The 25,327-nt window shown below is 31.8% G+C and carries 22 protein-coding genes; 9 read left to right on the forward strand and 13 right to left on the reverse strand.

Translation table 11 applies throughout. The features are described 5' to 3' along the window. Positions 1–207: 207 nt before the first annotated feature. From dnaN to ACHRVZ_RS13265, 5 genes are all read right to left on the reverse strand, one after another. Positions 208–1,326: a DNA polymerase III subunit beta gene (gene dnaN, locus ACHRVZ_RS13245; RefSeq protein ID WP_395423048.1), complete on the reverse strand. Its 1,119-nt coding sequence runs from the start codon at positions 1,324–1,326 to the stop codon at positions 208–210. Between the two features lie 105 nt (positions 1,327–1,431). After that, positions 1,432–3,117 carry a gliding motility-associated ABC transporter substrate-binding protein GldG gene (gldG, locus tag ACHRVZ_RS13250; protein WP_395423049.1) on the reverse strand — a complete coding sequence of 562 codons (1,686 nt, stop codon included), beginning with the start codon at positions 3,115–3,117 and terminating at the stop codon, positions 1,432–1,434. Further along, positions 3,117–3,842, reverse strand: a complete 726-nt coding sequence (gene gldF / locus ACHRVZ_RS13255) for a gliding motility-associated ABC transporter permease subunit GldF (protein ID WP_395423050.1) — start codon at positions 3,840–3,842, stop codon at positions 3,117–3,119. The genes gldG and gldF overlap by 1 nt, the downstream gene beginning before the upstream one ends. A 162-nt stretch (positions 3,843–4,004) precedes the next feature. Then, the gene (locus tag ACHRVZ_RS13260) at positions 4,005–4,301 is read right to left on the reverse strand and encodes a putative quinol monooxygenase (RefSeq protein ID WP_395423051.1); all 297 of its coding nucleotides are present in this window, start codon (positions 4,299–4,301) and stop codon (positions 4,005–4,007) included. 52 nt (positions 4,302–4,353) lie between these two features. Then, on the reverse strand, positions 4,354–5,184 hold the full coding sequence (locus tag ACHRVZ_RS13265) for an S-adenosyl-l-methionine hydroxide adenosyltransferase family protein (protein ID WP_395423052.1): 831 nt from the start codon (positions 5,182–5,184) through the stop codon (positions 4,354–4,356). 316 nt (positions 5,185–5,500) lie between these two features. Between ACHRVZ_RS13265 and ACHRVZ_RS13270 the strand changes: the two genes are divergently transcribed. The 7 genes from ACHRVZ_RS13270 to ACHRVZ_RS13300 all read left to right on the forward strand — a co-directional run bounded on the left by ACHRVZ_RS13270 (position 5,501) and on the right by ACHRVZ_RS13300 (position 12,793). Beyond that, positions 5,501–6,451, forward strand: a complete 951-nt coding sequence (locus tag ACHRVZ_RS13270) for a PhoH family protein (RefSeq protein WP_395423053.1) — start codon at positions 5,501–5,503, stop codon at positions 6,449–6,451. A 134-nt stretch (positions 6,452–6,585) separates the two neighbouring features. Next, complete coding sequence (locus ACHRVZ_RS13275) at positions 6,586–7,062, forward strand: hypothetical protein (RefSeq protein ID WP_395423054.1); 477 nt, start codon at positions 6,586–6,588, stop codon at positions 7,060–7,062. Positions 7,063–7,065: 3 nt separating this feature from the next. Further along, positions 7,066–7,428, forward strand: coding sequence for a DUF1801 domain-containing protein (locus ACHRVZ_RS13280; protein WP_395423055.1), 363 nt, complete (start codon positions 7,066–7,068; stop codon positions 7,426–7,428). Between the two features lie 139 nt (positions 7,429–7,567). Beyond that, positions 7,568–8,398, forward strand: a complete 831-nt coding sequence (locus tag ACHRVZ_RS13285) for a Cof-type HAD-IIB family hydrolase (protein WP_395423056.1) — start codon at positions 7,568–7,570, stop codon at positions 8,396–8,398. A 185-nt stretch (positions 8,399–8,583) separates the two neighbouring features. After that, complete coding sequence (locus tag ACHRVZ_RS13290) at positions 8,584–10,932, forward strand: prolyl oligopeptidase family serine peptidase (RefSeq protein WP_395423057.1); 2,349 nt, start codon at positions 8,584–8,586, stop codon at positions 10,930–10,932. A 143-nt stretch (positions 10,933–11,075) separates the two neighbouring features. Further along, positions 11,076–12,032, forward strand: a complete 957-nt coding sequence (locus tag ACHRVZ_RS13295; RefSeq protein WP_395423058.1) for a phosphoribosylaminoimidazolesuccinocarboxamide synthase — start codon at positions 11,076–11,078, stop codon at positions 12,030–12,032. Between the two features lie 380 nt (positions 12,033–12,412). Further along, entirely contained in the window at positions 12,413–12,793 is a 381-nt protein-coding gene (locus tag ACHRVZ_RS13300; protein ID WP_395423060.1) for an ankyrin repeat domain-containing protein, read from the forward strand. A 56-nt stretch (positions 12,794–12,849) separates the two neighbouring features. Here ACHRVZ_RS13300 and ACHRVZ_RS13305 read toward each other — a convergent pair whose 3' ends face one another. Further along, positions 12,850–13,389 carry an SRPBCC family protein gene (locus ACHRVZ_RS13305; RefSeq protein WP_395423061.1) on the reverse strand — a complete coding sequence of 180 codons (540 nt, stop codon included), beginning with the start codon at positions 13,387–13,389 and terminating at the stop codon, positions 12,850–12,852. Positions 13,390–13,756: 367 nt separating this feature from the next. Between ACHRVZ_RS13305 and ACHRVZ_RS13310 the strand changes: the two genes are divergently transcribed. Next, positions 13,757–14,137: an ankyrin repeat domain-containing protein gene (locus tag ACHRVZ_RS13310; RefSeq protein ID WP_395423062.1), complete on the forward strand. Its 381-nt coding sequence runs from the start codon at positions 13,757–13,759 to the stop codon at positions 14,135–14,137. Between the two features lie 410 nt (positions 14,138–14,547). Here ACHRVZ_RS13310 and ACHRVZ_RS13315 read toward each other — a convergent pair whose 3' ends face one another. The 7 genes from ACHRVZ_RS13315 to ACHRVZ_RS13345 form a co-directional block, all read right to left on the reverse strand. Beyond that, a complete protein-coding gene (locus ACHRVZ_RS13315) occupies positions 14,548–15,150 on the reverse strand; it encodes a DUF2238 domain-containing protein (RefSeq protein WP_395423063.1) in 603 nt (200 codons plus the stop codon). Between the two features lie 145 nt (positions 15,151–15,295). Continuing rightward, entirely contained in the window at positions 15,296–18,394 is a 3,099-nt protein-coding gene (locus ACHRVZ_RS13320) for an efflux RND transporter permease subunit (RefSeq protein WP_395423064.1), read from the reverse strand. Positions 18,395–18,397: 3 nt separating this feature from the next. Next, positions 18,398–19,483, reverse strand: a complete 1,086-nt coding sequence (locus ACHRVZ_RS13325) for an efflux RND transporter periplasmic adaptor subunit (RefSeq protein WP_395423065.1) — start codon at positions 19,481–19,483, stop codon at positions 18,398–18,400. A gap of 11 nt (positions 19,484–19,494) precedes the next feature. Further along, positions 19,495–20,742 (reverse strand): TolC family protein, encoded by a 1,248-nt coding sequence (locus ACHRVZ_RS13330; RefSeq protein ID WP_395423066.1) that lies wholly within the window; start codon positions 20,740–20,742, stop codon positions 19,495–19,497. Between the two features lie 84 nt (positions 20,743–20,826). Then, complete coding sequence (locus ACHRVZ_RS13335) at positions 20,827–22,188, reverse strand: ATP-binding protein (RefSeq protein WP_395423068.1); 1,362 nt, start codon at positions 22,186–22,188, stop codon at positions 20,827–20,829. Continuing rightward, on the reverse strand, positions 22,185–22,865 hold the full coding sequence (locus tag ACHRVZ_RS13340) for a response regulator transcription factor (protein ID WP_395423069.1): 681 nt from the start codon (positions 22,863–22,865) through the stop codon (positions 22,185–22,187). The genes ACHRVZ_RS13335 and ACHRVZ_RS13340 overlap by 4 nt, the downstream gene beginning before the upstream one ends. A 64-nt stretch (positions 22,866–22,929) precedes the next feature. Then, positions 22,930–24,018, reverse strand: a complete 1,089-nt coding sequence (locus ACHRVZ_RS13345) for a M42 family metallopeptidase (RefSeq protein ID WP_395423070.1) — start codon at positions 24,016–24,018, stop codon at positions 22,930–22,932. Between the two features lie 81 nt (positions 24,019–24,099). Between ACHRVZ_RS13345 and ACHRVZ_RS13350 the strand changes: the two genes are divergently transcribed. Beyond that, positions 24,100–24,780: a DUF4294 domain-containing protein gene (locus tag ACHRVZ_RS13350; protein WP_395423072.1), complete on the forward strand. Its 681-nt coding sequence runs from the start codon at positions 24,100–24,102 to the stop codon at positions 24,778–24,780. The last annotated feature ends 547 nt before the right edge of the window (positions 24,781–25,327 follow it).

The raw sequence follows: 25,327 nt of genomic DNA on the forward strand, positions 1-25,327 counted from the left end.
AAACAAATAAACCTGAAACAAATAAACTTTGAAACAAAGAAACTTTGAAACAAAATTTACTTAAAACTAAAAAACCGCAATTCTTTTTAGAGAATTGCGGTTTCTAGGTATAAAAAATGGTTGGTTAATAGCGATATTTTTTTTTACAATGATATGCCTTTAATTTGAAACTAAAAAAAATCCCTGTAACAAAAAGAACTTTTGATGTTAACTATTTAACATTACAGGCATTACCAACATTGTAACAGTTTCACCTTCTTCTAAACCATCAACTGGCGTAAGAATTCCGGCTCTGTTTGGCAACGACATCTCCAACATAATCATATCTGATTGTAGATTGGTTAACATTTCAGTTAAAAAACGAGAGTTGAAACCAATTTGAAGATCATCTCCTTGATAATCACAAGTCAATCTTTCTTCAGCTTTGTTTGAATAATCAATATCTTCTGCAGAAACATTTAATTCAGCTCCGGCGATTTTTAAACGAATTTGGTGTGTAGTTTTGTTTGAGAAAATTGCAACACGTTTAACTGAACTTAAAAACAAAGAACGGTCAATCATTAATTTGTTTGGATTTTCTTTCGGAATTACCGCTTCGTAATTAGGGTATTTACCATCAATTAAACGACACATTAAAATATAATTATCAAATGAGAAAGTCGCATTTGAATCGTTGTATTCAATTTTTACTTCAGCATCAGAAGATCCCAGGATACTTTTTAAGATATTCAAAGGTTTCTTTGGCATAATAAAATCAGCAACCTGAGATGCTTTTACATCTGTACGGGCATATTTTACTAATTTATGAGCATCTGTTGCAACAAAAGTCAAACCTTCAGGTGAAAACTGAAAGAAAACTCCAGACATTACCGGACGTAAATCATCGTTTCCGGCAGCAAAGATAGTTTTACTTACCGCTGTCGCTAAAACATCAGCAGGAACAAGTGTTACAGATGGTTCTTCAAGATGAACCGCTTTTGGAAATTCTTCTCCTGCAGCATATGCTAACGCATATTTTCCTGAGTTTGAACTAATTTCAACTGTATTATTTTCTTCAACTGTAAAAGTTAAAGGTTGTTCCGGGAACGTTTTTAAAATTTCAAGCAAAAGTTTAGCTGGCACAGCAACACTTCCTTTACTTGTAGAATCGATTGATAATGTAGCAGACATTGTAGTTTCAAGATCTGAAGCCGAAACTGTCAACGCATCATTGTCTAGTTCAAATAAAAAGTTATCTAAAATTGGCAACGTATTGTTACTGTTAATTACACTACCTAAAACTTGTAATTGTTTTAATAAGTACGAACTCGATACTATAAATTTCATCTCTTTTGTTTTATTTTTTGCTGTTTTCTTTAGTTTTTATCAACTAAAATAGACTTTACAAATATATCGTAAACAATCTTAGTTTTGCAAATTTTTTATTAACATCTATTTACTGTACTTTCTTTTTCGCAAGTAAGTAAAAGCTATTCCGAAAACCAATAAAATTAGAATTGGAAGTCCGATAGTTATGAATTGCGTCATTGTATAATTTTCGTAAACCTTATCTTTATCCAATAAAGGTAAATTGACATCTTTACTTCTAATGTTAATAAGTCCGGTATCATCAAGTAAATAATTGATACAATTCATCATGAAATCTTTGTTGTCATACAAGTTTCCGGTGCGTTGGTCGTAACCTAATTCTACCGGCATCATATTTTTATCCAATTGATTTCTTGCTAAGTCTCCATCAGAAATGACAATCATTTTATTAGGTTTTCCTTTTGCTAAAAATGAATTTTCTTTAAAAGGCAATACACGATTTTCGAAAGCAGAATGGAAAGAACCTTCTAATAATACAGAAAGCGGTATGTTTCCTTTATTTAAATAATCCTGTGGAGAAGTTTTCTCTGTTACTATATTTAAATTGATTTCTGCAGGAGTTCCAATTGTTTTAGAATATTGAGATGATTGCAATAAAACCGTTTTTTTGATGCCATTTTTTAAAGTATCAATCGGACTGGCAAAATCAAATCTAATTCCACCTAAGTTTTTTACAATAGGATGCTGACTTGTAGGATATACTTGTGGAGCAAACTTCCATATAAAATCCTGATATTGAGTTGCACTTCCTTGTTCGCCAGTAGCTAGTTTTATAGGACTTCCTTGTTCGTCTTTTACCAAGTCGGGATTAATTCTAAATCCGTACTTAAAGAACATATCATTCAAATTCAAATCTCTTGGGTATGCCAGAGTTGCACCAGATTGATTGTACAAACTGTCCATGTCAGCTGCAACCTGATCAACCAGCCACAATGTTTTTCCTCCATTCATGATAAACTGATCTAAAACTTGTTTTTCTTCATCAGAAAAAGCTTCAGTTGGTTTAGAGATAATGGCTAAATCATATTTTTTTAGAGCATTTAAAGTCCCGTTGGGATCTTTAGCAACAGAATCTAAAGTAAATGGTCCGATGTAATAACTTTCGCGAATTTGCCTTAATAATTTAGCAATGTGAATTTCGTTTAATTCACCATTTCCTTTTATAATAGCAACTTTCTTTTGTCTGTCCTTTGTGATTTTATTGATTGCATCTGCAATTGAATATTCTAAATGCTGAATCGATCCAATTACTTTTTGAGTAGTCGAAGCACCCATGATGTTTTTCAATAAAGGAATATTTACTTCTTTATTATTGTAAACTGCGACTGCCCACGGAAAAACCATGGCTTGCGATTGTTTTCCTTTATCATCAACAGTAATGTTTATTGGTGTAAGACCTTTTTGATAAAGAGATTTTACAACATCCATATTGTCTTCTCCGTTTTCCATCGGGTTAACGAACTCGAAAACAATATTACTGTTATAAGCCTGAAATTCTTCTAATAATTGCTTTGTTTCTAATTGCAAACGTTTAAAATCAGCAGGTAAATCGCCCTGCATATAAATTTTGATCGATAGAGGATTTTTAACCTGTTTTACAATTTGTAAAGAAGTTTCAGATAAAGTATATCGTTTGTCTTTTGTTAAATCAAATCGGTGGAAAAATAAACTTCCTAATACATTTAAAACGATTAAAACAAAAACAGTAATACCTAATGTTTTGATATTTTTTTGAGTAGATGCTTTCATTATGCTTTAAAAGATTTTAATTGATAAACAGTAAAAGACAGAAATAATACTGTGATGCTTAGAAAATAAATAACATCGCGAGTATCGATCACGCCTCGACTCATACTTTTAAAATGATCTTGCATACCAAATGCTGAAATAATATTAGAGTCTCCAGGAATCAATGAAGCTAAACCTTGAAAACCAAAATAAAAGATAAAACACAAAAAAACCGCAATAATAAATGCTACAATCTGATTTTCGGATAGAGTAGAAGTGAAGACTCCGATTGCAGAATAAGCAGCAATCAAAAACAGCAATCCGAAGTAAGAACCAATTGTGCTTCCCATATCAATATTTCCTTCAGGGGAACCTAAATTAGAAATTACTTTTACATATATAAATGTTGGAATAATAGCCAAAATGATTAGTAGGAGCGAACCAAAAAATTTGCCGTTTACAATTTCCCAAATCGATAATGGTTTGGTCAGTAATAATTCTAATGTTCCTTGTTTTTTTTCGTCAGAGAAACTTCTCATCGTTACAGCCGGAATCAGGAAAATTAAAATCCAGGGCGCTAAAGTGAAAAATGGAGTCAAATCAGCATAGCCTGTATTTAATATATTGTAATCTCCTTCGAACACCCATAAAAATAGTCCGTTGCTAATTAAGAAAATAGCAATGACCAAATAGCCAATAGGAGAGCCAAAAAAGGATTTTATTTCTCGTAAAATGATTGATTTCATGTAACTTTATTTTTGTTTCAAGTTTTTCTTGTTTCAGGTTTTAGGTTCATGCAGCTTTGCGCTTTATATTTTTTAAACCTTTTAAATATAATCTTTGTTCGGGATTGCGGTTAATTCATACCAATTTTCAAATTCAGCATATAACCTGAAACCTGAAGCTATTTACGCCAAAGTAACTAATTTCTCCACGCTCCACGCTTCCGGTTTTGCATTGAATAGCTTTTTAGTAAAATCCCAAACCGTATTAAATAGTTCAGATTGTCTGTAATTTTCTAAATCACCTTCAGTTTCCCAATAGCTGTAAGTAAAAAATATGCATTTATCATTTTTATCCTGATACAATTCTAAAAAACGATTTCCTTCGGCATTTCGTATTTTGTCTTTCACTGTTTCAAAATTTTCCAGAAAATCAGGAATTTTTTCTTCGTGAAAACTCATTTTTACAATTCGAACTAGCATATTGTTGTTTGATTCAATTTGGATGCAAATGTATTTTATTTTGATGAAATTTCTAACTCAAAAATTTAATCGTAATTACATCTCTATAATTCAACCCTAAAAGGCTATTTGCAGAGCCTACATTTGTGGGATTGCTCCTAAAAATTGCGATTTCAAGAAAACCGGCTTCGTTAAAAATGGCCAGTTTTTCGCCTTCATAAGTTTTAATCGGATATTTATCAGATGTAGCAATAGCGGAATAGTTGGGTAGAATAGTTTTGATGCTTTTAGGCTTCATTACGATCTCATACGGACGTCCTTTTGCTATTTCCATAAACTGTCTTTTAGAAATATTAGTAACGACGTTTCCAAAATGATCAATATAAATTACGTAGCCTTTTAAAGAGTTTCCGTCGTTAGAGATTACAGGTTGTAATTCTGTAATTTGTTTGACTTCAGTTATTTCTTTTCCAATTACATTCAGTAAACCGCCTTTAGAAATATGGCAAGCCACTTTTATAAAAATATCTAAATCACTGAATTCACTCGGAAATCGATCATGGATGTTTATAGAAACAATTTTTTGCGGGACAATTTTCTGCGTAAGCATACTTAAAATCCCATTATCTGCGCAAATAAAGTAATGATCGTTCCATTGCATAGCAATATGCTGGTTCTCTTTATTACGTTCGATATCGACTCCAATTAAGTGTACGGTTCCTTTTGGAAAACTCAAGTAAGCAGCGCCAATAATGTAACTTGCTTCGGCAGTGTTAAATGGGTCAATATCATGCGAAATGTCAACAATTGTAACTTCTGGATACTCAGATAATATTTTACCCTTTAGTGAACCAACAAAGTGGTCTTTTAAGCCGTAATCGGTAGTAAGGGTAATTATTGACATAATTTTGTTTATAACTATTGGTAGTATTTAAATCTAATTTTCATTAAATTTGAGAAATGCAAAGCTAATAATAGTAAACGCAAATTGAAAGAAAGAAAATACAAATTATTATAATAGTCTCAGTTTTCGGTTTCAGTTTTCAATCTGTAAAAAAGAATTGAATTTTGAAAAAGATTAAAGCAGTAAAAAAATAGTTTTAAAAGTGATCTGATTGTACTTTTAAATCTGAGACTGCTACCGAAAACTTTAAACTAAAAAACACCCGACAACACTGAATTATAAAAACTGATTTATTTTTAATTTAAAACTATCTCATTTGAACGAAAGAATTATCGAGCTCATAGACATCGCTCCAAAAGACTTTTGGGGCGCTCAAGACACTCATCTTGAAATAATTAAAAGGTATTACCCAAAGCTTAAAATAGTAGCGAGAGGGACGACCTTGAAAGCATTTGGCGAAAAAGAAGTTTTAGATGAATTCGAAAAAAGATTTCAGAGGCTTATGCTTCATTTTACCCGATACAACAACATTGACGATAATGTAATTGAACGTGTAATTATGAGTGATGGTCAGGATGAAAAAAAAGCATACGATCATGACAAAATACTAGTTCACGGTGTTGGTGGTAAAATAATTAAAGCCATGACGCCTAACCAGCAATTATTGGTTGATACCATTAAAAAAAATGATATGGTATTTGCTGTTGGTCCGGCTGGAACAGGAAAAACGTATACTGGGGTTGCAATGGCTGTAAAAGCACTTAAAGACAAAGAAGTAAAAAGGATCATACTTACCCGACCGGCGGTAGAAGCAGGAGAAAATCTTGGTTTTTTACCCGGCGATATGAAAGAAAAATTAGATCCTTATATGCAGCCTCTTTATGATGCTTTGCGCGATATGCTGCCAAATGAAAAGCTCGAAGATTACATTTTAAAAGGAATTATACAAATTGCGCCATTGGCATTTATGCGCGGGCGTACGCTTGATAATGCCTTTGTAATTCTGGATGAAGCGCAAAACACAACGCACTCGCAAATGAAAATGTTTTTGACTCGTATGGGAAAAAACGCAAAATTCATGATTACGGGTGATCCGGGTCAGGTCGATTTACCACGCAGAACTATCTCTGGTCTTAAAGAAGCTATTCTGGTTTTGAAAGACGTTGACGGAATCGGGATTATTTATCTGGATGATAAAGATATCGTACGTCATAGATTAGTCAAAAAGGTAATTGATGCTTATAAACAAATAGAAAATCACGATTAATTTTATAAAGTGTCAAATGTAAATCGTGAACTGTGTTTTGACATTTACTAATATTCGTTTTATGCATATCTTTAAATAGAAATGTGTAAAACGAATATTTTTTTTGATATTTTTGAAAATTAAAATTTTATTTGATGACAATTAAAACATTGAGTTTAGCAATACTTGTTTTTTCGATTTCGTGCAAGAAGACAGAAAGTTTACCAAAGAATTTTACTGGTGCCTGGTACGATACCGGATATGAAGCTCAAAATAAAACGACTTTAATGATACTTCCGGATAATACCTTTTTATACAATGGAGGAAGTAGTTCGTGGACAGGTTTCTCTAATGGAACATGGAAAATGATTGGAGATACTATAGAATTAAGTAGTGCAAAAATGGAAGATTGTTACAATGTACTTCCTTTTTCAGATTGCAGTTCTTCTGATAAAAACAGTAAAATTTTGACGACAATACCAGGTTGTGTGCCTGATATGGATATGTCATTTGTTGCTATTGATAAAGAAAAGTTTTATATCAAAAATGATTCATTGATATATAAACGTAAAACGGGGTCTAAATGTCTTAATGCATTAAAAATTACTTTTGCAAGAACTCCAAAAAAGTAAAAGATGAAACAATTAGATGATTTCTATTTGAAACAAGAAGAACCTATAAAAGGGATATTTCTTGCATTGAAAGAAATTATTCAAAAACAAGATTCGGAGATCACTCATGTTCTAAAATACGGTATGCCTTTTTTCTGTTATAAAGGAAAAATGTTTTGCTATTTATGGACTCATAAAAAATACAAACAGCCTTATATCGGAATTGTTGAAGGAAAACATTTTGATGAACCATTTTTAATTCAGGAAGCTCGTTCGAGAATGAAAATTATGCTTTTTGATACAAACGAAGATTTACCATTGGAACAAATTGAAACGGTGGTTCAGAAAGCATTAAATTTATATAAATCAGGTATTATAAAAGTTTAAGTTATTTATAATGCAATATTTAACGAAATAGTTAAATAAATAATAAACTTGTCATATTTCGGACTCGAGAGACCTGCAATCTTTGCTCTTCTAAGCATAAAGCCGTAAATTTGCACTTTATAAAAACTTGATTTTTAATATGACAAAACTTAAAAATATAAAAGTTGTTGTAAGTGACCTTGACGGAACTTTACTCAACCCACAGCATAGAATATCAGATTACACCAAATCAATATTTCAGGAACTTCACAATCAAAATTATCTTATTGTTGTAGCAACAGGGCGTCATCATCTTGATGCAATGGCAATTATTGATACTCTTGAAGTACCGGTTTATTTGGTAAGTTCAAATGGAGCGAGAATTCATTCACCTGAAAAAGAAGAGCTTTTTTCTTTTAATCTGGATAGCAATGTTGTAAAAGCTGCATTAAATGTTGAAATTGACCCTGAGATTACTGTAGTTCTGTTCAAAGAAAATGTTTGGCAAACCAATAAATGGAACGAAAAGTTAAATGCTTTTCAAGCTGATATGAAATACCGCCCAGAATTAGTAGATTATAAAAATCTTGAAGATTTTGGTGCTATTAAAATTTTCTTTTCATGCGATGATCATGAAAAATTAGTAAAACTGAAAGATGCTATTTTGGCTAATTCTTCAGAATATTTGCATCATGCTTTTAGTTTACCAACTTGTTTAGAATTTATGGATAAATCGATAGATAAAGCTGTTGCAATCGAACAAGTACTTGAAAAACTAGGTTATACATTAAGTGAAGCCGTTTCGTTTGGAGATGGTTTCAATGATGTTCAAATGTTATCAGCAACAGGAAAAGGTTTGATTATGGGGAATGCCCCAGCTTTATTAAAAGAAACTTTACCTAATTTAGAAGTTATTGCTACAAATGCTGAAGATGGTGTAGCTAAATATATCGCTTCAAAAATCCTGAATAAAGAATTTGTTACCAGCTAATATTATTTTTTAAGTTTAGAATTATTCTTTAAACTTTTGATAGCTATATAAGATCCTTGAAGTTAATTCTTCAGGGATTTTTTTTGTTGAATGAATATTTAGCAAAGGAATTCATTAGCAAGTGTAGAAAACATTTTTTTAATAATTTTCAAAGTGTATTTTTGTTTTCTCAAATGAAAAATATTATGACAAAAAACATTTTTATTCTTGCCTTTTTAATTCTTTCAATATCGGGTAATAGTCAAACTTTGAAACTTGAAGAAATAATGAAAGGCGAAGCTTTTATTGGAAATCAACCAACAAACGGACGCTGGTCTTTAGATGGAAAAAAAGTGTATTTTGAATGGAATCCGACTAATGATTTAGGCGAAAGTACCTATTCTTGGCAAAAAGGAGCTGTAAAACCGGTTTTGGTCGAACCTAAAGAAGCCGCTTTCTCTAAACTTAATTTCAAAAGAAAACCAAGTTCTGATGTTGTTTATTATATTGATAATGGAGCTTTGTATTCGTATACAATAAGTACAAAAACAATTAAGAAAATTATCCAGCAAAGCACCGAAATTTCTAATATAGAATTTGGCACGACAGTAGGAATCGTATTTTTTGAACAAAACGGTAACATCTTCAAGTACAATGCTAAAGAAGGAACTGTTTTGCAAATTACCAACTTAATAAAAGGAACTAAAAAAGATAAAACGCCAGAGAAAGATTCGTTTTTAAAGACGCAACAAAAAGAATTATTTCAGTTTATTAGAGATAAGGAAGCAAAAAAAGAATGGAATCTTGCTAAAAATAAAGCGGTTAAGTCAGATTTTGCAAAAGAATATTTCTACGGAAAAGACAATTTATACAATCTAAAAGCAAATCCAAAAGGAAATTTTGCCACATTTAGTTTAGTTGAAGAAGCGGGCGTTAAACTTGAAAAAATGGAAGTTTTTATAACGGATGATGGTTATAATAAAACTCCGGATACCAAAGAAAAAGTTTCAACAGCTAATTTAGTAAAAACCAAGTTTGGTATTTATTCTGTCGCAAAAGATACGGTTTACTATGTCAACTTTTCAACTTTAAGTCATATTCAAGATGTACCAAAATATTACGAATCTTATGATAATTTAAAAAACAAAGCCAAAGAAGATAAACTCATTACGGTTCAGGCTCCTGTTTATAATGAAGACGGTTCTTTGGGTATTGTTGAAATTAGAAGTCAGGATAACAAAGACAGATGGTTGGTGAGTTTAAATCTTGAAAACGGAACTTTTAAAGAAATTGAACATCAACATGACGAAGCTTGGATTGGCGGCCCGGGAATTCCATCGTACTCTTTTGATTCTGGAATCCTTGGATTTTTGGCAGATAATGAAACAATTTATTTCCAGTCTGAAGCCACAGGATATTCGCATTTATATATCTTTAATTTAAAGACTAATAAGAAAACACAACTGACAAGCGGAAATTGGGAAGTTCGTGATGTAACATTGTCTAAAGATAAAAATACATTTTATTTAACTACTAATACAACACATCCGGGAAACAGAAATTTTTATAAGTTGACTGCTTCCGGAGGTACGTTAGAACCGATTTTAACCAAAGATGGCGCGCATGAAGTTGTGGTCTCTCCAGATGAAAAAACACTTTTAGTACGTTATTCATATAAAAATATTCCTTGGGATTTTTATATCGCTGACAATAAAAAGAATACAACTTTACAACAGATTTCTTCTTCAGTTTCTGAAGAATTCAAAAAATACAAATGGAGAGAACCGGAAGTGATTACATTTAAAGCACAAGACGGAATTCCTGTAAACGCGAGATTATATACTCCAAAGGCGGAGAACTCAAATAAAGCTGCCGTAATTTTTGTTCACGGCGCCGGTTATTTGCAAAATGCACACAATTATTGGAGCAATTATTACAGAGAATACATGTTTCATAATATGCTGACTGATTTAGGTTATACAGTTTTAGATATTGATTACAGAGGAAGTGATGGTTACGGCCGTGATTTTAGAACTGGAATTTATCGTTTTATGGGCGGAAAAGATTTATCTGATCAATTGGATGGAAAAAAATATTTGATTGAAAAATACGGAATTGATAGTAACAGAGTAGGGATCTACGGTGGTTCGTATGGTGGTTTTATTACTTTAATGGGAATGTTAACTACTCCTGGTGAATTTGCCTCAGGTGCAGCTTTGCGTTCAGTTACAGATTGGGCACACTACAATCACGGATATACAGGTAATATTTTGAATTTCCCTGAGACAGATCCGGAAGCTTACAAGAAAAGTTCTCCAATTTATTTTGCGGATAATTTAAAAGGAAATTTAGTAATGCTTCACGGAATGGTTGATAATAATGTGGAATATAAAGATGTGGTTCGTTTGTCGCAGCGTTTTATCGAATTACAGAAGAAGAATTGGACTCTTGCATCTTTCCCAGTTGAATCACACGGTTTTAAAGAAACCTATTCCTGGATTGATGAATACAGTAGAATCTTAAATTTATTTAATTCAACACTTCTGGAAAAATAAGTTTTTCAGTCTCAGTTTTCAGTTTCCAGACTGAGGCCGAAAACAGCGACTGAAAACTGTGACTGAAAACTGAATACTTTCTTGCTTGCTCTTTTAATTAGTTTTAAATTTGCATTCATAAAAAACAACACAACACTAGGATAATGAGTAATACAATCACAACAACAAACTTCAATTTCCCAAATCAGAAATCAGTATACCGCGGAAAAGTTAGAGAAGTTTACAATATCAACGATGATCTTTTAGTAATGGTAGCAACCGATAGACTTTCGGCTTTTGATGTAGTTTTACCAAAAGGTATTCCATACAAAGGACAAATTTTGAATCAGATTGCGACAAAATTCATGGAATTAACCCAAGATATTGTTCCAAATTGGTTGATTGCAACTCCAGATCCAAACGTAGCTGTTGGGCATTTATGTGATCCTTTTAAGGTAGAAATGGTTATTCGTGGTTATGTTTCAGGACACGCTGCTCGTGAATATGCTTTAGGAAAAAGACAAATTTGTGGTGTAACAATGGCCGAAGGTTTAAAGGAAAACGATAAATTTCCTGAGCCAATTATTACGCCAACTACAAAAGCTGATAACGGTTCTCATGATGAAGATATTTCTCGTGAAGACATTTTATCTAAAGGAATTGTTACGGAAGAAGATTACTTAGTTTTAGAAAAATACACACGTGCTTTGTTTCAAAGAGGAACTGAAATTGCTGCTTCTCGTGGTTTGATTTTAGTAGATACTAAATACGAATTCGGAAAAACGAAAGAGGGGGTTATTGTTTTAATTGACGAAATTCATACACCAGATTCTTCACGTTATTTTTATGCAGATGGATATCAGGAAAGACAAGAAAAAGGAGAAGAGCAAAAGCAATTATCTAAAGAGTTTGTTCGTCGTTGGTTGATTGAGAATGGTTTTCAAGGTCAGGACGGACAACAGATTCCGGATATGTCAGATGAATATATCGAGTCAGTTTCCGCTAGATACATTGAGTTATACGAGAATATCTTAGGAGAAAAATTCGTAAAAGCTGATATTGCTAATATTGATCAGCGTATCGAAAAAAATGTAATTGAATACCTTGCGAATAAAGAGTAAGTATTTAAAACATAAGTTTGTTAAAATAAAAAATGCCTTGTTATTATTGTAATAGCAAGGCATTTTTTATTTGCATAGATTGATCAAAAAACAGAACAACAAATTCTGTTTAGGCATCAACATGTGTTGGAATATGGATGTGGATGCGGATGGTCGGATGATTATACCAAAAAGTCACTTTAGAATAAAGACTATATAAAATTAAGAGAATTGCGATGAGGCGTTTTGTTCGAGTTACATTTTTTTATTTTTTATTTTTTTTTGCATTTAGGTGTAACTTATATGAGTAGTTAGGATACTAATAGAGTAATCAAAAAAATTAAGAATGACATTTAAGCATTAATTTAATTTTTACATCAATCATATAATCATCAATCAACATGAAAAAATCAGTAATTATTCTAGGTATAGCCCTTGCTATGTCTACAAACGTGTCAAAAGCATCTAATATCAAACTATTAGTAAAAGATCAATTCGAATCTCCTGCCAGTGAAGTCTCGCCATTACATTATGCGGTGTGTGAGGGGGATATTGAAAATGTTAAAAAATTAATTGAAAACGGAGCCAATGTAAATAAGGTGGTCAGAGATATGTCACCATTAATGTTAGCAGCGCGTTTTAATAAATTTGAAATTGTTAAAATTTTATTGGCTAATGGAGCCAATCCCAGGATTGAGAATGAAAAGGGTTTAAGAGCAATAAATTACGCAGAGTATTCAAATGCAACCGAATCTATTGCCATTTTGAAAAATATAAAATAGACGTAAAAAAAAGCATCAGTTATAGCTGATGCTTTTTTATTTATTAGATGAATAGATTACTTCTCTAATTTATCTTTTAAATTTTCGAGTCCTTTTTGTAAATCGTTTCCAATCATCTGATCCATCTTCATCATAGGCAACATAATGTTCATTGGGTAAGGTATAACACCACTAATTCCCCATTTTACTTTAGTTTGATTTCCTGAAACAGATTCTGTTGACATAAAACCAACGGCAGTATCATCCATTGGTTTTTTAAATCGTAAAGCAAATTCAATGCGTTTGCCTTCTGTAATTTTTGTAATCTCTTGTTCACCAACTCCTACTTCTTTTACGTCACTTTCCCATGCCGATATTGAACCTACAGTTCCATCAGTTCCTTTGTAAGTAGATTTCATTTTAGGGTCTATGTTCGCCCAAACGCTAAACTGATTTTGATTTTTTAAATACTTTACATAATTAAATACAGTGTCAACCGGTTTGTTGATTGTGATTTCTCGTTCAATGGCATAATTTTTTGGCATAAAATAGGCTGCAATTAGAACAATGGCCAGAATTAGAATCAGGACGACCAGAATTTTTTTAATAATTCCCATAGTTTAAGGTTTTAAGGTTGTTAATTATTTTGTTTTATGAGTTAGAATGTAATTTGCTTATTTAAAGCATCTTAATTTATAGTAAAGTTAAAAAACTAAAGCCTTGAATTTAGGGTAAAAGATTTTTTTTGATGATTTTTTTTATAAATTTTTCATTTAAAGTGTAACATTTTGCAATTAATGCAGTCTTACTATAGAGAAGTATTTAATTACATAACATTGCTTTTAAGTTTGATCAGCTTTTATTAAGGAAATGTTAAGAATTAGTTAAAACATAGTACTTTGTTATGCATAATACATAAAATAGAATTACATTTACATAGAAATTAAAAATCATCATTAATCAATCAATTAACAATCAATCATTATGAAAAATTCAATCATTTATTTAGGAGTTGCTTTAGTAGCATTTGCAAATGTTTCAATGGCATCAAATCAAACATCATTTGTGAAACCACAAATTGAAATTTCAAATAGCTTTTCAACACCATTAAATGTGGCTGTTAGTAAAGGAGATCTTGCATTCGTAAAAAAACTTATAGAATACGGAGCTGATGTGAATGAGATATCTGAAGATTTATCACCTTTAATGATAGCAGCACGTTATAACAAAGTTGAAATTTTAAAAGTTTTATTAGCAAGTGGAGCAAATCCAGCTGCTAAAAACGATAAAGGTTTTACAGCATTAAAATATGCACAATTATCAAATGCAGCAGAAGCTATTGCACTTTTGAAAGATTTAAAATAACAGTTTAAATCGAGAGTTTTGAGTTAGTATATGAAACGACCTTCCTTGAGCAGAAGGTCGTTTTTCATTTTATATAAATATATATGTATAAAATGGCATTGAGATCAATGTTAAAATCTAGAGAGAAAAAAAAATTACCGCAGAGAACGTTAAGTTTTTTTTACTCTTAGTTCTATAAAAAGGCACAGTTCGCATCGCTTTGTATTGACTTAGCTTTGCGAACTTTGTACTTTTAGAAGTATTCTTAGATAGCGATCTTTGCGTTCTCTCCGGTAAAAAATAATTAAGGAATATATTTTAGCTTCTCTACAACATTTAATGTTGATCCTTGCATTGTTGAAAGGTTTATATAAACTTTAGACTATTTTATAAATGACCTTAGAAATAAAACCATGATGTGATTGGATAATTTAAAAGTCGATCTTCTGAATTTGTTTGTCCTGAATTTTAGAAAACAAAATCAATCCCGAAATCGCTCCAATAGTTGCAAACAACATATCAGATTGTGTATCCCAAACATAACCCTGAGTTCCTAAAAAAGCATCACCGCCATCTCCGGTTGCCAATGAAACAAACCATTCAATAAATTCATAAGTGGCGCTAATTGCCAAACAAATAGAAACAATGATGAAGTTGAAAAAGCTTTTGTTATTGATTACATTTTTACGAATAAACAATTCCCTTATAATCATTGCCGGAACCAAGCCTTGGGCAAAATGACCAACTTTATCATAGTTATTTCTACTTTGATGAAATATATCTTTGATATAATCAAAAAGCGGAACTTCAGCATATGTATAATGCCCGCCAACAAATAAAATGATACAGTGAATTAGAATTAAGGTATAGGTAAAATTTGTAAATCTAAATTTTTTGAATGTAAAAGCTAATATTAAAAATCCTATAATAGCTGGAATTACTTCAAGAAAACAAGTAAAACCCTCTTTTGGATTTATGATTGAAGCTAGAAAAGTAATCGAAAAGATTGCAATTAAAAAATAGATGTATTTCATTAATAGTTTTATACAATGAGTTAAGTAAATGCAAGATAATAAACTAATATTGATTGAAATCAAAAAAGCACCATTAAAACTAATGATGCATTTTCTTTAAAACCTAATCAAATTAATTTAACCAATTAATTAATCTTATAATTTTTTACTCTATTGGAATATGCTTTTTTCTATTGAATACCCAAAAAATAATTGGGAAAACTAAGAGGGTTAAAATTGTTGCGGTAATTAAGCCTCCAATAATAACAATTGCAAGTGGTTTTTGTGATTCAGAACCAATTCCGGTAGAAATTGCTGCAGGCATTAAACCAATTGAAGCCATAAGCGCAGTCATAACTACCGCTCTTGTTCTGGCTTTTACACCTCTAAAAATAGATTCTTCTAATGATAATTTGGCTTTTAAATTATGATGAAACTCAGATATAAGAATAACTCCATTTTGAATACAAATACCGAGTAAGGCAATAAAACCAACTCCAGCAGAAATTCCAAAGTTCATTCGTGTAAGATGCAAAGCAATAATTCCTCCAATAATTGCAAAGGGAACATTTGCCAGAACAAGTAATGAATCTTTAATATTTCCAAATAAGATAAACAGTAAAACAAATATTCCAATTAAACTTATTGGTACAACTTGTGCCAAACGCGCACTTGCTCGAACTTGATTTTCAAATTCTCCTGTCCAACCAACGGTATAACCTGCTGGAAGTTTCATTTTTGCCACTTTTGCCTGAGCTTCAGCAATTGTACTCCCAAGATCTCGATCACGAACAGAGAATTTTACCCCAATAAAACGTTTTGTATTATCTCTGTATATAAAAGCAGGTCCTGTAATAGTTTTTAACTCACTGATTTCTTTTAATGGAATTTTTATTCCGCTAATTGTTGGCACTTTAAGTTCGGCAATATCATTTTCATCTTTACGGTATTCTTTTGAAAATCGAACTCTTACATCAAATTTCTTTTCATCTTCATATTTTTGAGTTGCTGTTTTTCCTCCAAAAGCTAATTCTAAAACCGCTTGAGCATCACTTAATGTTACACCGTAAGCTGCCATTTTATCTCTGTCAAGTATTACACTTATTTCTGGTTGTCCAACATTTCGCAAAATCCCAACATCTTTGATACCAGGGATATCTTTTATTTGTTTTAAAACTTCATTAGATAATTCATCTAATTTTTCTAAATCATCTCCATAAATTTTTACAGCATTTGAAGCTTTAAAACCTGCTACAGATTCTGCAACGTTATCGATAACCGGTTGAGAATAGTTATAAGTTATACCTTGATGAACCTTAAGTTTTTGATCCATTTCATTTATCAAATCGTCCATCGTTATTTTTCGTGTCCATTCCGATTTTGGTTTTAAATCAACTTGCAGCTGAATGAAGCCAAAACCATTCGGGTCTGTTCCGTCGTTACTTCTACCAGTTTGTGATAGAACATTTTTTACTTCTGGAAATGATTCTAAATCTTTTCGGATCATTGCCGCGGTTTTCACACTTTCAGGAAGTGATGTACTCATTGGTAATTCAGCAGTTACCCATAATGCTCCTTCATTTAACTGTGGTAAAAATTCGGTTCCTAAAAAAGTCGCCGAGAAAAAAACGGTCACTAAAATAGCTACAGAAGCAATTAATGTTTTTACTTTATGTTTAAAGGTCCATGCAAAACTTTTTCCAACAATTCGATCCCAGAAATTAACAAACGGATTATTTTTTTCTTTTACATTTTTATTTAAAAGAATGTGGGATAAAACCGGTACTAAAGTTAGTGTAAAAAGTAATGCTCCCATTAAGGCAAAACCAAGAGTATAGGCTAGGGGAGAGAACATTTTCCCTTCTACTTTCTGAAATGAAAATATGGGTAATAATGCTGTAATAATGATTAATTTAGAAAAGAAAATAGCTTTACCCATTTCTGCTCCGGTTTTTTTAATCAAACTACCTTTAGCAATTTTATTGTATGCTGTCATTCCTAATTGATGCGCTCGATGATCTAAGACTACAAATAATCCTTCGACCATAACAACGGCACCGTCAATGATAATTCCAAAATCGACTGCTCCCAAGCTCAGTAAGTTGGCACTCATTCCCATCATTTTTAGACAGAGAAAAGCAAATAATAAGGATAATGGAATTACAATCGAAACGGTAAAAGTTGTTCTCCAGTCTGCCATAAATAGAAACACAACACAAGTAACCAGGATGATTCCTTCAAATAAATTGTGCATTACAGTTTCTGTCGTGAAATTCATTAAGTTATCACGATCATAAAAGGTCTCTATTTTGATGTCTTTTGGAAGTACATTTTCGTTTAAATCCTTTATTTTATCTTTAATTAATGCCAAGGTTTCCTGTGGGTTTTCACCTTTACGCATCACTACAATTCCTTCGACAGCGTCATCATTATTTCCTAAACCGGTTTGTCCCACTCTTGGCATAGAACTTTCGTAAACAGAGGCAAGATTTTTTACTAGAATCGGATTTCCATTTGCGTCGTCAACAATAATGTTTTCAATGTCTTGTATCGATTTTAGTAAACCAACTCCACGAACAACAAAAGCTTGACCATTTTTTTCGATAATATCACCGCCAACATTTAAGTTTCCTGAATTTACAGCATTATAAACCTGAAGTGGAGTAATATTGTATTTTGCAAGTTTTATGGGATCAACACCAACTTCATAAGTTTTAGTTTGACCTCCAAAAACATTTAAATCTGCAACTCCGGGAACGGAACGTAGTTGTTTGTCAATTACCCAGTTTTGATAGGTTAGTAATTCTCTACTATCTCTACTGTCACTTTTTACAATGTATCTAAAAATTTCACCGGTTGGACCATACGGAGGTTGCACATCAGGTTCGACATCGTCAGGAAGCGAAACATTTTTTAATAAATTGTTTACCTGCAAACGAGCAAAAGTATCATCGACACCATCATCAAAAATGATTTTGATTACGGATAAACCAAACATTGTAATACTGCGAACACTGGTCTTTTTTTGAACCGAGTTCATTGATATTTCGATAGGAGAGGTAACAAAACGTTCAACTTCCTCAGCGCTTTTTCCGTTCCATTGCGTGATAATAATAATCTGAGTATTGGTTACATCAGGAAATGCATCTATTGGCATATTTTTGAAAGAAATAAATCCTGCAACCGCCAGTAATCCTACCCAAAAAAAGGTAAATGCTTTATTCTTAAGTGAAAAAGCAATAATATTTCGTATGAATTTGTTCATGTCTTATTCGTTTAAAGCGCGATAAATAAATAACTGGTTGTTGGTAATAACCTTTTCATTTTCTTTTAAACCACTTGAGATATAAGTAGTATCCCCAACCACTCTGTAAACTTCAACTTGTCTGGTTTCAATATTGTTTCGGTCTTTAAATACCATTACAAAATTTTTGCTTTTATCAAACACAATTGATTTACTTGGTATTGCAATCATAGATTCACCTTCGCTATAGGACAGTTTTATATTTGCATTCATATCTGGTTTTAACATATAACCAGGATTTTGAAGTTTTATACGTGCTTGCATTGCTTTTGTTTCAGGATCAATAACATTGAAGATTTTATCAACCTTTCCTTTAAAAACTTTATCAGGATAACTCAATGTTGTTACATCTGCGTCTATACCTAATTTTACTTTATTGATATCAATCTCATTAATATTGGCCAGCGCCCAAACTTCACTAATTTCTGCAATATCAAAAATGTTTTCAGAACGGTCACTTCTTAATAGCATATCCTGATTTATACTCTTTTGAATGATAAAACCGCTAATTGGTGCTGTTACTTCATAAATAGAACCTGCTTTTATATTGTAAATTTTATACGTTTCCTGAATTTTGCCTAATTGGGACTGTGCTTTATTTACTTCAGATTTTGCTTGTAGAACATCACTCTCTGAGTTCAATTTTCCGTCAAACAATTCCTGAGCAACTTTCATATGGTTTTTAGCTACCAATAAATCATTTTTTGCATCAATAGATTGTTTTTCAAAATCAGCAATATCTGTACTTTTTATGGTGGCTAAAACTTGCCCTTTACGTACATAATCACCCAATTCTACATTAACTTTAATTACATTTCCTCCAACGAGCGGATAAACATCAATCATTTTATTATTATCAGCTGTAATTTTTCCGTAAAAACTCAATACATTTTTAACAGGTTGTGTTTGCGCTGCAGCCGTAGTAGTCGTTTTTAGCATAGAATCGCTTAATGCAAATGAGGTATTTGTTTGAGGATTTTCTACTTCTTTTTTACAACTTGTAATTGATAAAGCTACAAGAGCAATTCCTATAATTAGTTTATGTTTCATTTTGTTCCGTTTTAAAATAAGTCTTTGTTGATTGTACTATTTAATTCTTCTCCAGAAAGCACTACCTTCTTTTTCAATTCATTTACCTGAATCTGTGCTTGATTGTAACTTTCCATAAAATCAGTAAATTCTAGTAAACTGATATTTCGTTTCTGAAAATTGGTTAAGATTCCATTGTAGACAGCTTCGAAATCTGAATTTACAGTAGGTTTTATAACAACATAGTTTTTTCGGGATTCGTCCCATTTATTCCAAGCCGATGTAATTTCTGTTTGTAATTGAAGGTCAAAATTTTGTTTTTCAACTTTAGACTGTTCGAGAATTGTTTGAGCATATTTAATGTTTCCTTTGTTTTTATTCCAAAGTGGCAGCGGAATCCCTAAAGTCAAATTGGCTTCTTTATTAAAAGCGCCACTTCTCTGATCGTAGGTTGCTCCAACTGTTATATCTGGAATAGAAAGCGATTTTTGCCATTTTACGTTTATTTCATTTGCTTCAATATCTTTTTGTTTTGATAAATAATCAGGACGATTTGCTATTGCTTCATCTTCAAAAGTTTTAAGATCAAAAGGAATGGTTTTAGTGTATTTGTTAAATTCGTCACTAGTAACATTCGGGATAATATTTTCAGAAGAGTTTAATAGTAATTTCAAGTTTGCCTGCTCTTCAATATTATCATTTACAACTTCCATACGTTCATTTTTAAAATTTAGATACAAGGATTGTAAACGTACCACATCTCTCAAAGGGATGTTACCTTTTTGCGCCTGAACACTGTAAGAGTTTATTAAGTCTTCAATGTGAACTAATTGTTTGTCAGTAGTTTCAAGACTTTTTGTATTGTAATAGACAGTAAAAAAGCTTTTTCGTAATTGTAGTTTTAATGTTCGCAGTAAATCATTGAATTGTAATTCTGCCAATTTTTCATTAGTTTGAGCTAACTTTATTTCATTGCGCTTTTTTCCTCCCAGATAAATGAGCTGTTCGATACCAAACGCTTTTTGTCCCTCTTTTCCAATGTCGAAGTATTGATTTCGTTCAGGATTATAAGCATTAAGTTCGGCACTAATCATTGGATTATCCCAAATTTTAGCCTGGATAGTTAAAGCCTTCGAAGCATCAATGTTATACTGAGATGCCAATAAAAAGAGATTGTTTTTTAGAAATTGGCTTTCACAGTCTTGAAGGGTGACTGTTTTTTGAGCCAAAACCACTTGGTTAAATAGTACAAGTAGTAATAGTGCACATAGTTTTCTCATTGTATCGTTTTTATTTTATACAAATATGCTATCACCAGACTTTAAGAGTGCTTAAAATCTACCTTAAAAATAGCTTAAAATAAGTTACGAATGAAAAAATATTCGAAATAAATTCGTGTTAATATCTGGTGTACTGTAAGTTATGGTGGAATTGTGAAGATTTAAAATACGTTGTACAATACGTAAACCGAGCCCAAAACCAGAGGTTCCTTTCGAGTTTTTACCACGCATAAAAGGCTGAAAAAGATTTTTTTGTTCACTTTCACTTAAAGTGTGGCCTGTGTTTGAAATCGAAATAACAAGACGATCATTTTTAGTACTGAATGTTACTTTGGCCTGCTTGTTATCAGAGTAGACACAAGCATTTTTAAGAATATTACTTAATGCAATTTCCAGCAAATTTTTGTTCCCTTTAATTTCTAATGCAGTATCTAAATTGTCATTTTCTTCCATTTCAAAAAGAATAACGAAATCCGGAAAACTTTTATTGAGATTTTCAATGGCCGAAAACAAAATTTCATCCATTCGTTGAACTTCATTATGCTCCTGGTTTCTATTGTCAATTTTAGACAGAACCAATAATGAATTAATCAATTCTGTTAATTGATTTACATCAGATAGAATAGATTGTAAAAACGTTTTTCCTTTAATAGAAGTTGTTGAATCTGCAATAGTATTTTCTATTTTAGATGTAATGCGGGATAGGGGAGTTCTTAGTTCGTGTGAGGCATGAGCGGTAAATTCTTTTTGTTTTTGATAAGAGATTTCAATTCGATCCATCATGAAATTAAATTCATTTGCAATCAAATCAATTTCATTCTTATTACTTTTAGAAGCAATACGAGTGTCAAGATTATTCTCGTTTATCTTTCTTATTTTTTGATGGAAAATATTTAGAGGACTCATTGCTTTTTTGACCATAAATGAAGTCAAAACCCAGCAAATACAAGTAAAAAAGATGTAAGATATAATTAAAGTGTATCTTAGAAAAAGCAGTTTTCTTTTGCCGTAATCATCTGTAGCAGATATTAACGCATAAAAATCTTTGTCTTTAGTATCATAAAAAACACCGTAAACCTCATAATCACCTTGTTGCTTAAAAAATGTTTTATGTTTTTTAAGGTATTTTAAATCGTCAATCGACCAATTGATCTTTGCATCATCAATACTACTGTAGATTAGTTTATAATTAGAATCAAATACCAAAGTCTTTTCGTCATAGAGTTTATTAATCGAGTTTTGATCAATCATTTTTAAAAGTTGATTGTCTACTTGCTTAACATTAACTAAAAGTTTGATATTCGACAGTGCTTTTATCTCAAGACGATCTCTAAACTCTTCCTTTCTAAAATTAGAATACAAAACAAATATCAATGTAGAAGCCAATCCAAAAAGGATTGTAAACAACAAGCTTACTAAAAGTGATATCCGATTTTTTAAAGTCATTCCTGATCGCTTAAATAATAGCCGTAACCAATTTTGGTACGTATTAATTTTACTTCGTGGTCTTTATCGATTTTCTTTCTCAAAAAATTAATATAAACTTCTATTGTATTCTGATTAGTTTCAATATGATAATCCCAAAGTTTTTCTGCGATAAATTGTTTCGATAATATTTTTCCTTTAGCATGAGCCAGAATCAAAATAAGCTTAAATTCTTTAGGAGTAAGTTTAATCTCTTCACCTGAGCGATAAACTTTCATATCATCTTCAAGTATTTCGAGATCGTGAATATTAATCTTGTTCTCGACCTGTTGCGGAATTTCTTTTCGTCGTAATAGAGAAGAACTTCTGGCGTATAATTCCTCAAAGTGAAAAGGTTTTACCAAATAATCATCGGCACCATTACCAAAAGAAGCCAATTTATCCTCGATCTCACTAAAAGCCGTCAACATAATTATTGGAGTCTTTTTGTCGAATTCTCTAATTCCTTTACAAACCTCAATGCCATTTATTCCAGGAACATTGATGTCAAGAATAATCAGGTCATATTCATACGGAAAATATTTCTTCAATAATAAAGAACCATCATAATAAGGAGTACACTCGAATTTTTTTGAAGTAAAAAATGCTGAGATCTCTTTTGATAAAGTAAAATCGTCTTCGAGTAATAGTATTTTCATGCTTTTTTTATTAGTAAATTCGGTTATTCATACAAATAACCGAATTTACATTTTAAATCTCGTCTTATTTGAAATAAGAAAAAGTTTCGTTATTTTCAATTTTTAATAAAGATTCATAAATCAGTTGAATTACATTTTCAACATCATCTCTATGAACCATTTCTACAGTTGTATGCATATATCGCAATGGTAACGAAATCAATGCCGATGCCACGCCACCATTACTGTAAGCAAATGCATCTGTATCAGTTCCTGTCGCTCTTGAAGTTGCATGACGTTGAAATGGAATTTTGTTTTCCTCTGCAGTATCAACAATTAAATCACGTAATCTGTTTTGTACCGCCGGAGCATAAGCAATTACGGGACCTTTACCCATTTTAAGATCACCTTCTACTTTTTTATCAATCATAGGAGTAGTTGTATCGTGACAAACATCAGTTACAATGGCAACATTTGGTTTAATAGTTTGCGCTATCATTTCTGCACCACGAAGTCCAATTTCTTCCTGAACAGAGTTTACAATATACAAACCAAAAGGAAGTGTTTTTTTGTTTTCTTTTAATAAACGGGCAACTTCAGCGATCATAAATCCACCCATTCTGTTATCGATGGCACGACAAACAAATTTGTTTTCATTTAAAATCATGAATTCATCCGGATATGTAATTACACAACCAACATGAACACCCATTGCTTCAACTTGCTCCTTTGTTTCGCAACCTAAATCAATAAATATATTACTAATTTTTGGAGACTCCTCCTTATCGCGCAAACGAGTATGAATTGCCGGCCATCCAAAAACACCCTTTACAATACCTTTTTTAGTATGAATGTGAACTCTTTTCGAAGGTGCAATTTGATGATCAGATCCACCATTTCTAATAACATACAATAAACCGTCATCAGTAATATAATTTACATACCATGAAATCTCATCAGCGTGCCCCTCAATAACCACTTTAAAAGGAGCATCAGGATTAATTACGCCGACAGCCGTTCCATAAGTGTCTGTAATAAAAGTATCAACATAAGGTTTTAAATAATTCATCCAAAGTTTTTGCCCTTCACTCTCATATCCAGTAGGAGAGGCGTTATTTAAGTAGCTTTCAAGGAAAGCAATTGATGTATCTTTTAAGATAGATTTAGTACTCATAAAAATATTTTTTTGCTAATTTATAAATTTGGTATTAGAGTTGTATATAAATATATAATTTTACACTTAAATTATGATTCAATGAGATTTACTTACTGTATTTTATTCTTTATATTGATTTCCTTTGCAAGTCAGGCGCAGGTTACACCAAAGCCAAATCAGGAAATGGGTTATATATTAACCGAGCAAGATTCTATTTTAAACGATACAATAGAATTGCCCGAGATTATTATTTCAAAAGAAAAGCTGGATCCCGAGGCACAAAAGCAATTCTTGATTCTTCAAAATCGAGTTTACAAAGTATATCCTTATGCCAGATTAGCCGCAGATAGGTTAACAGCTTTAAATAATGGTATGGCGCGTTTGAAAACCAATCGTGAGAAAAAAAAGTATTTTAAGATTGTAGAAGACTATCTTAACAATGAATTCGAAGATAGGCTTAAAAAGCTTTCACGTAGGCAAGGTCAAATTCTTGTAAAATTAATTCACAGGCAAACTGGAATCACCACCTATGAGTTAATACGTACCTTAAAAAGTGGATTCAAAGCATTTGTATCCAATACAACAGCCAATTTGTTCGACATAAGTTTAAAAACAGAATACAAACCCTTTGAAGTCAACGAAGACTATTTAATAGAAACAATTCTTCTTCGTGCATTCGAATCTGGACGACTAGTTAATCAAAAATCTGCTCATCCGGTAAGTTATGACGAGCTTATGAATTATTGGGAAGAAAAAGCCAAGACGCAAAGTAAAAAATAATTACTCCTTATATATAAGGGTAAATTCATTTAGTAACCCGACAGGTTTTTAAAACTTGTCGGGTTTATTTTTGGCTATCTGTAATATAAGTTTAGTTTTTCAGGAGCTTCTTCCCGCTATTGGCTCCAATCTTTTACTTTTTAAAGAAAAAAGCAAAAGGATTTGTGCTACTATCGGGGCTAGGGGATAGAATTTCAGAAGAAACAGTCTTTATATATAGGAGCAAAATCAAAATTCAGTACGTTTATCGTATAAACAAAGCAGGTAAAATTTGGCTTAGCGCTGTTTTCAAAGACAACTAGAGGGAAAGACCGTAACGTTTTTGTGGTAAAACCTTCTCGAATGGGTAGTTTTTTGAAAAAGTACAAAAAACTTCCTGATGTAAAAAACTTCAAACCAGTTACTTATGAAAAAGATGAGAAATAAGTGGGTTTTAGGTATTGTTAAACGGAATAAAGGGTGTAGTTTTGCACCCGCAACAGCGATAAACGTTCACAGAAATACTGACAGGCATACGAGATAAGGATTGAGATTTATTTTCAAAAAA

The organism is Flavobacterium sp. FlaQc-57 (assembly GCF_044007395.1).
Lineage (GTDB): Bacteria > Bacteroidota > Bacteroidia > Flavobacteriales > Flavobacteriaceae > Flavobacterium.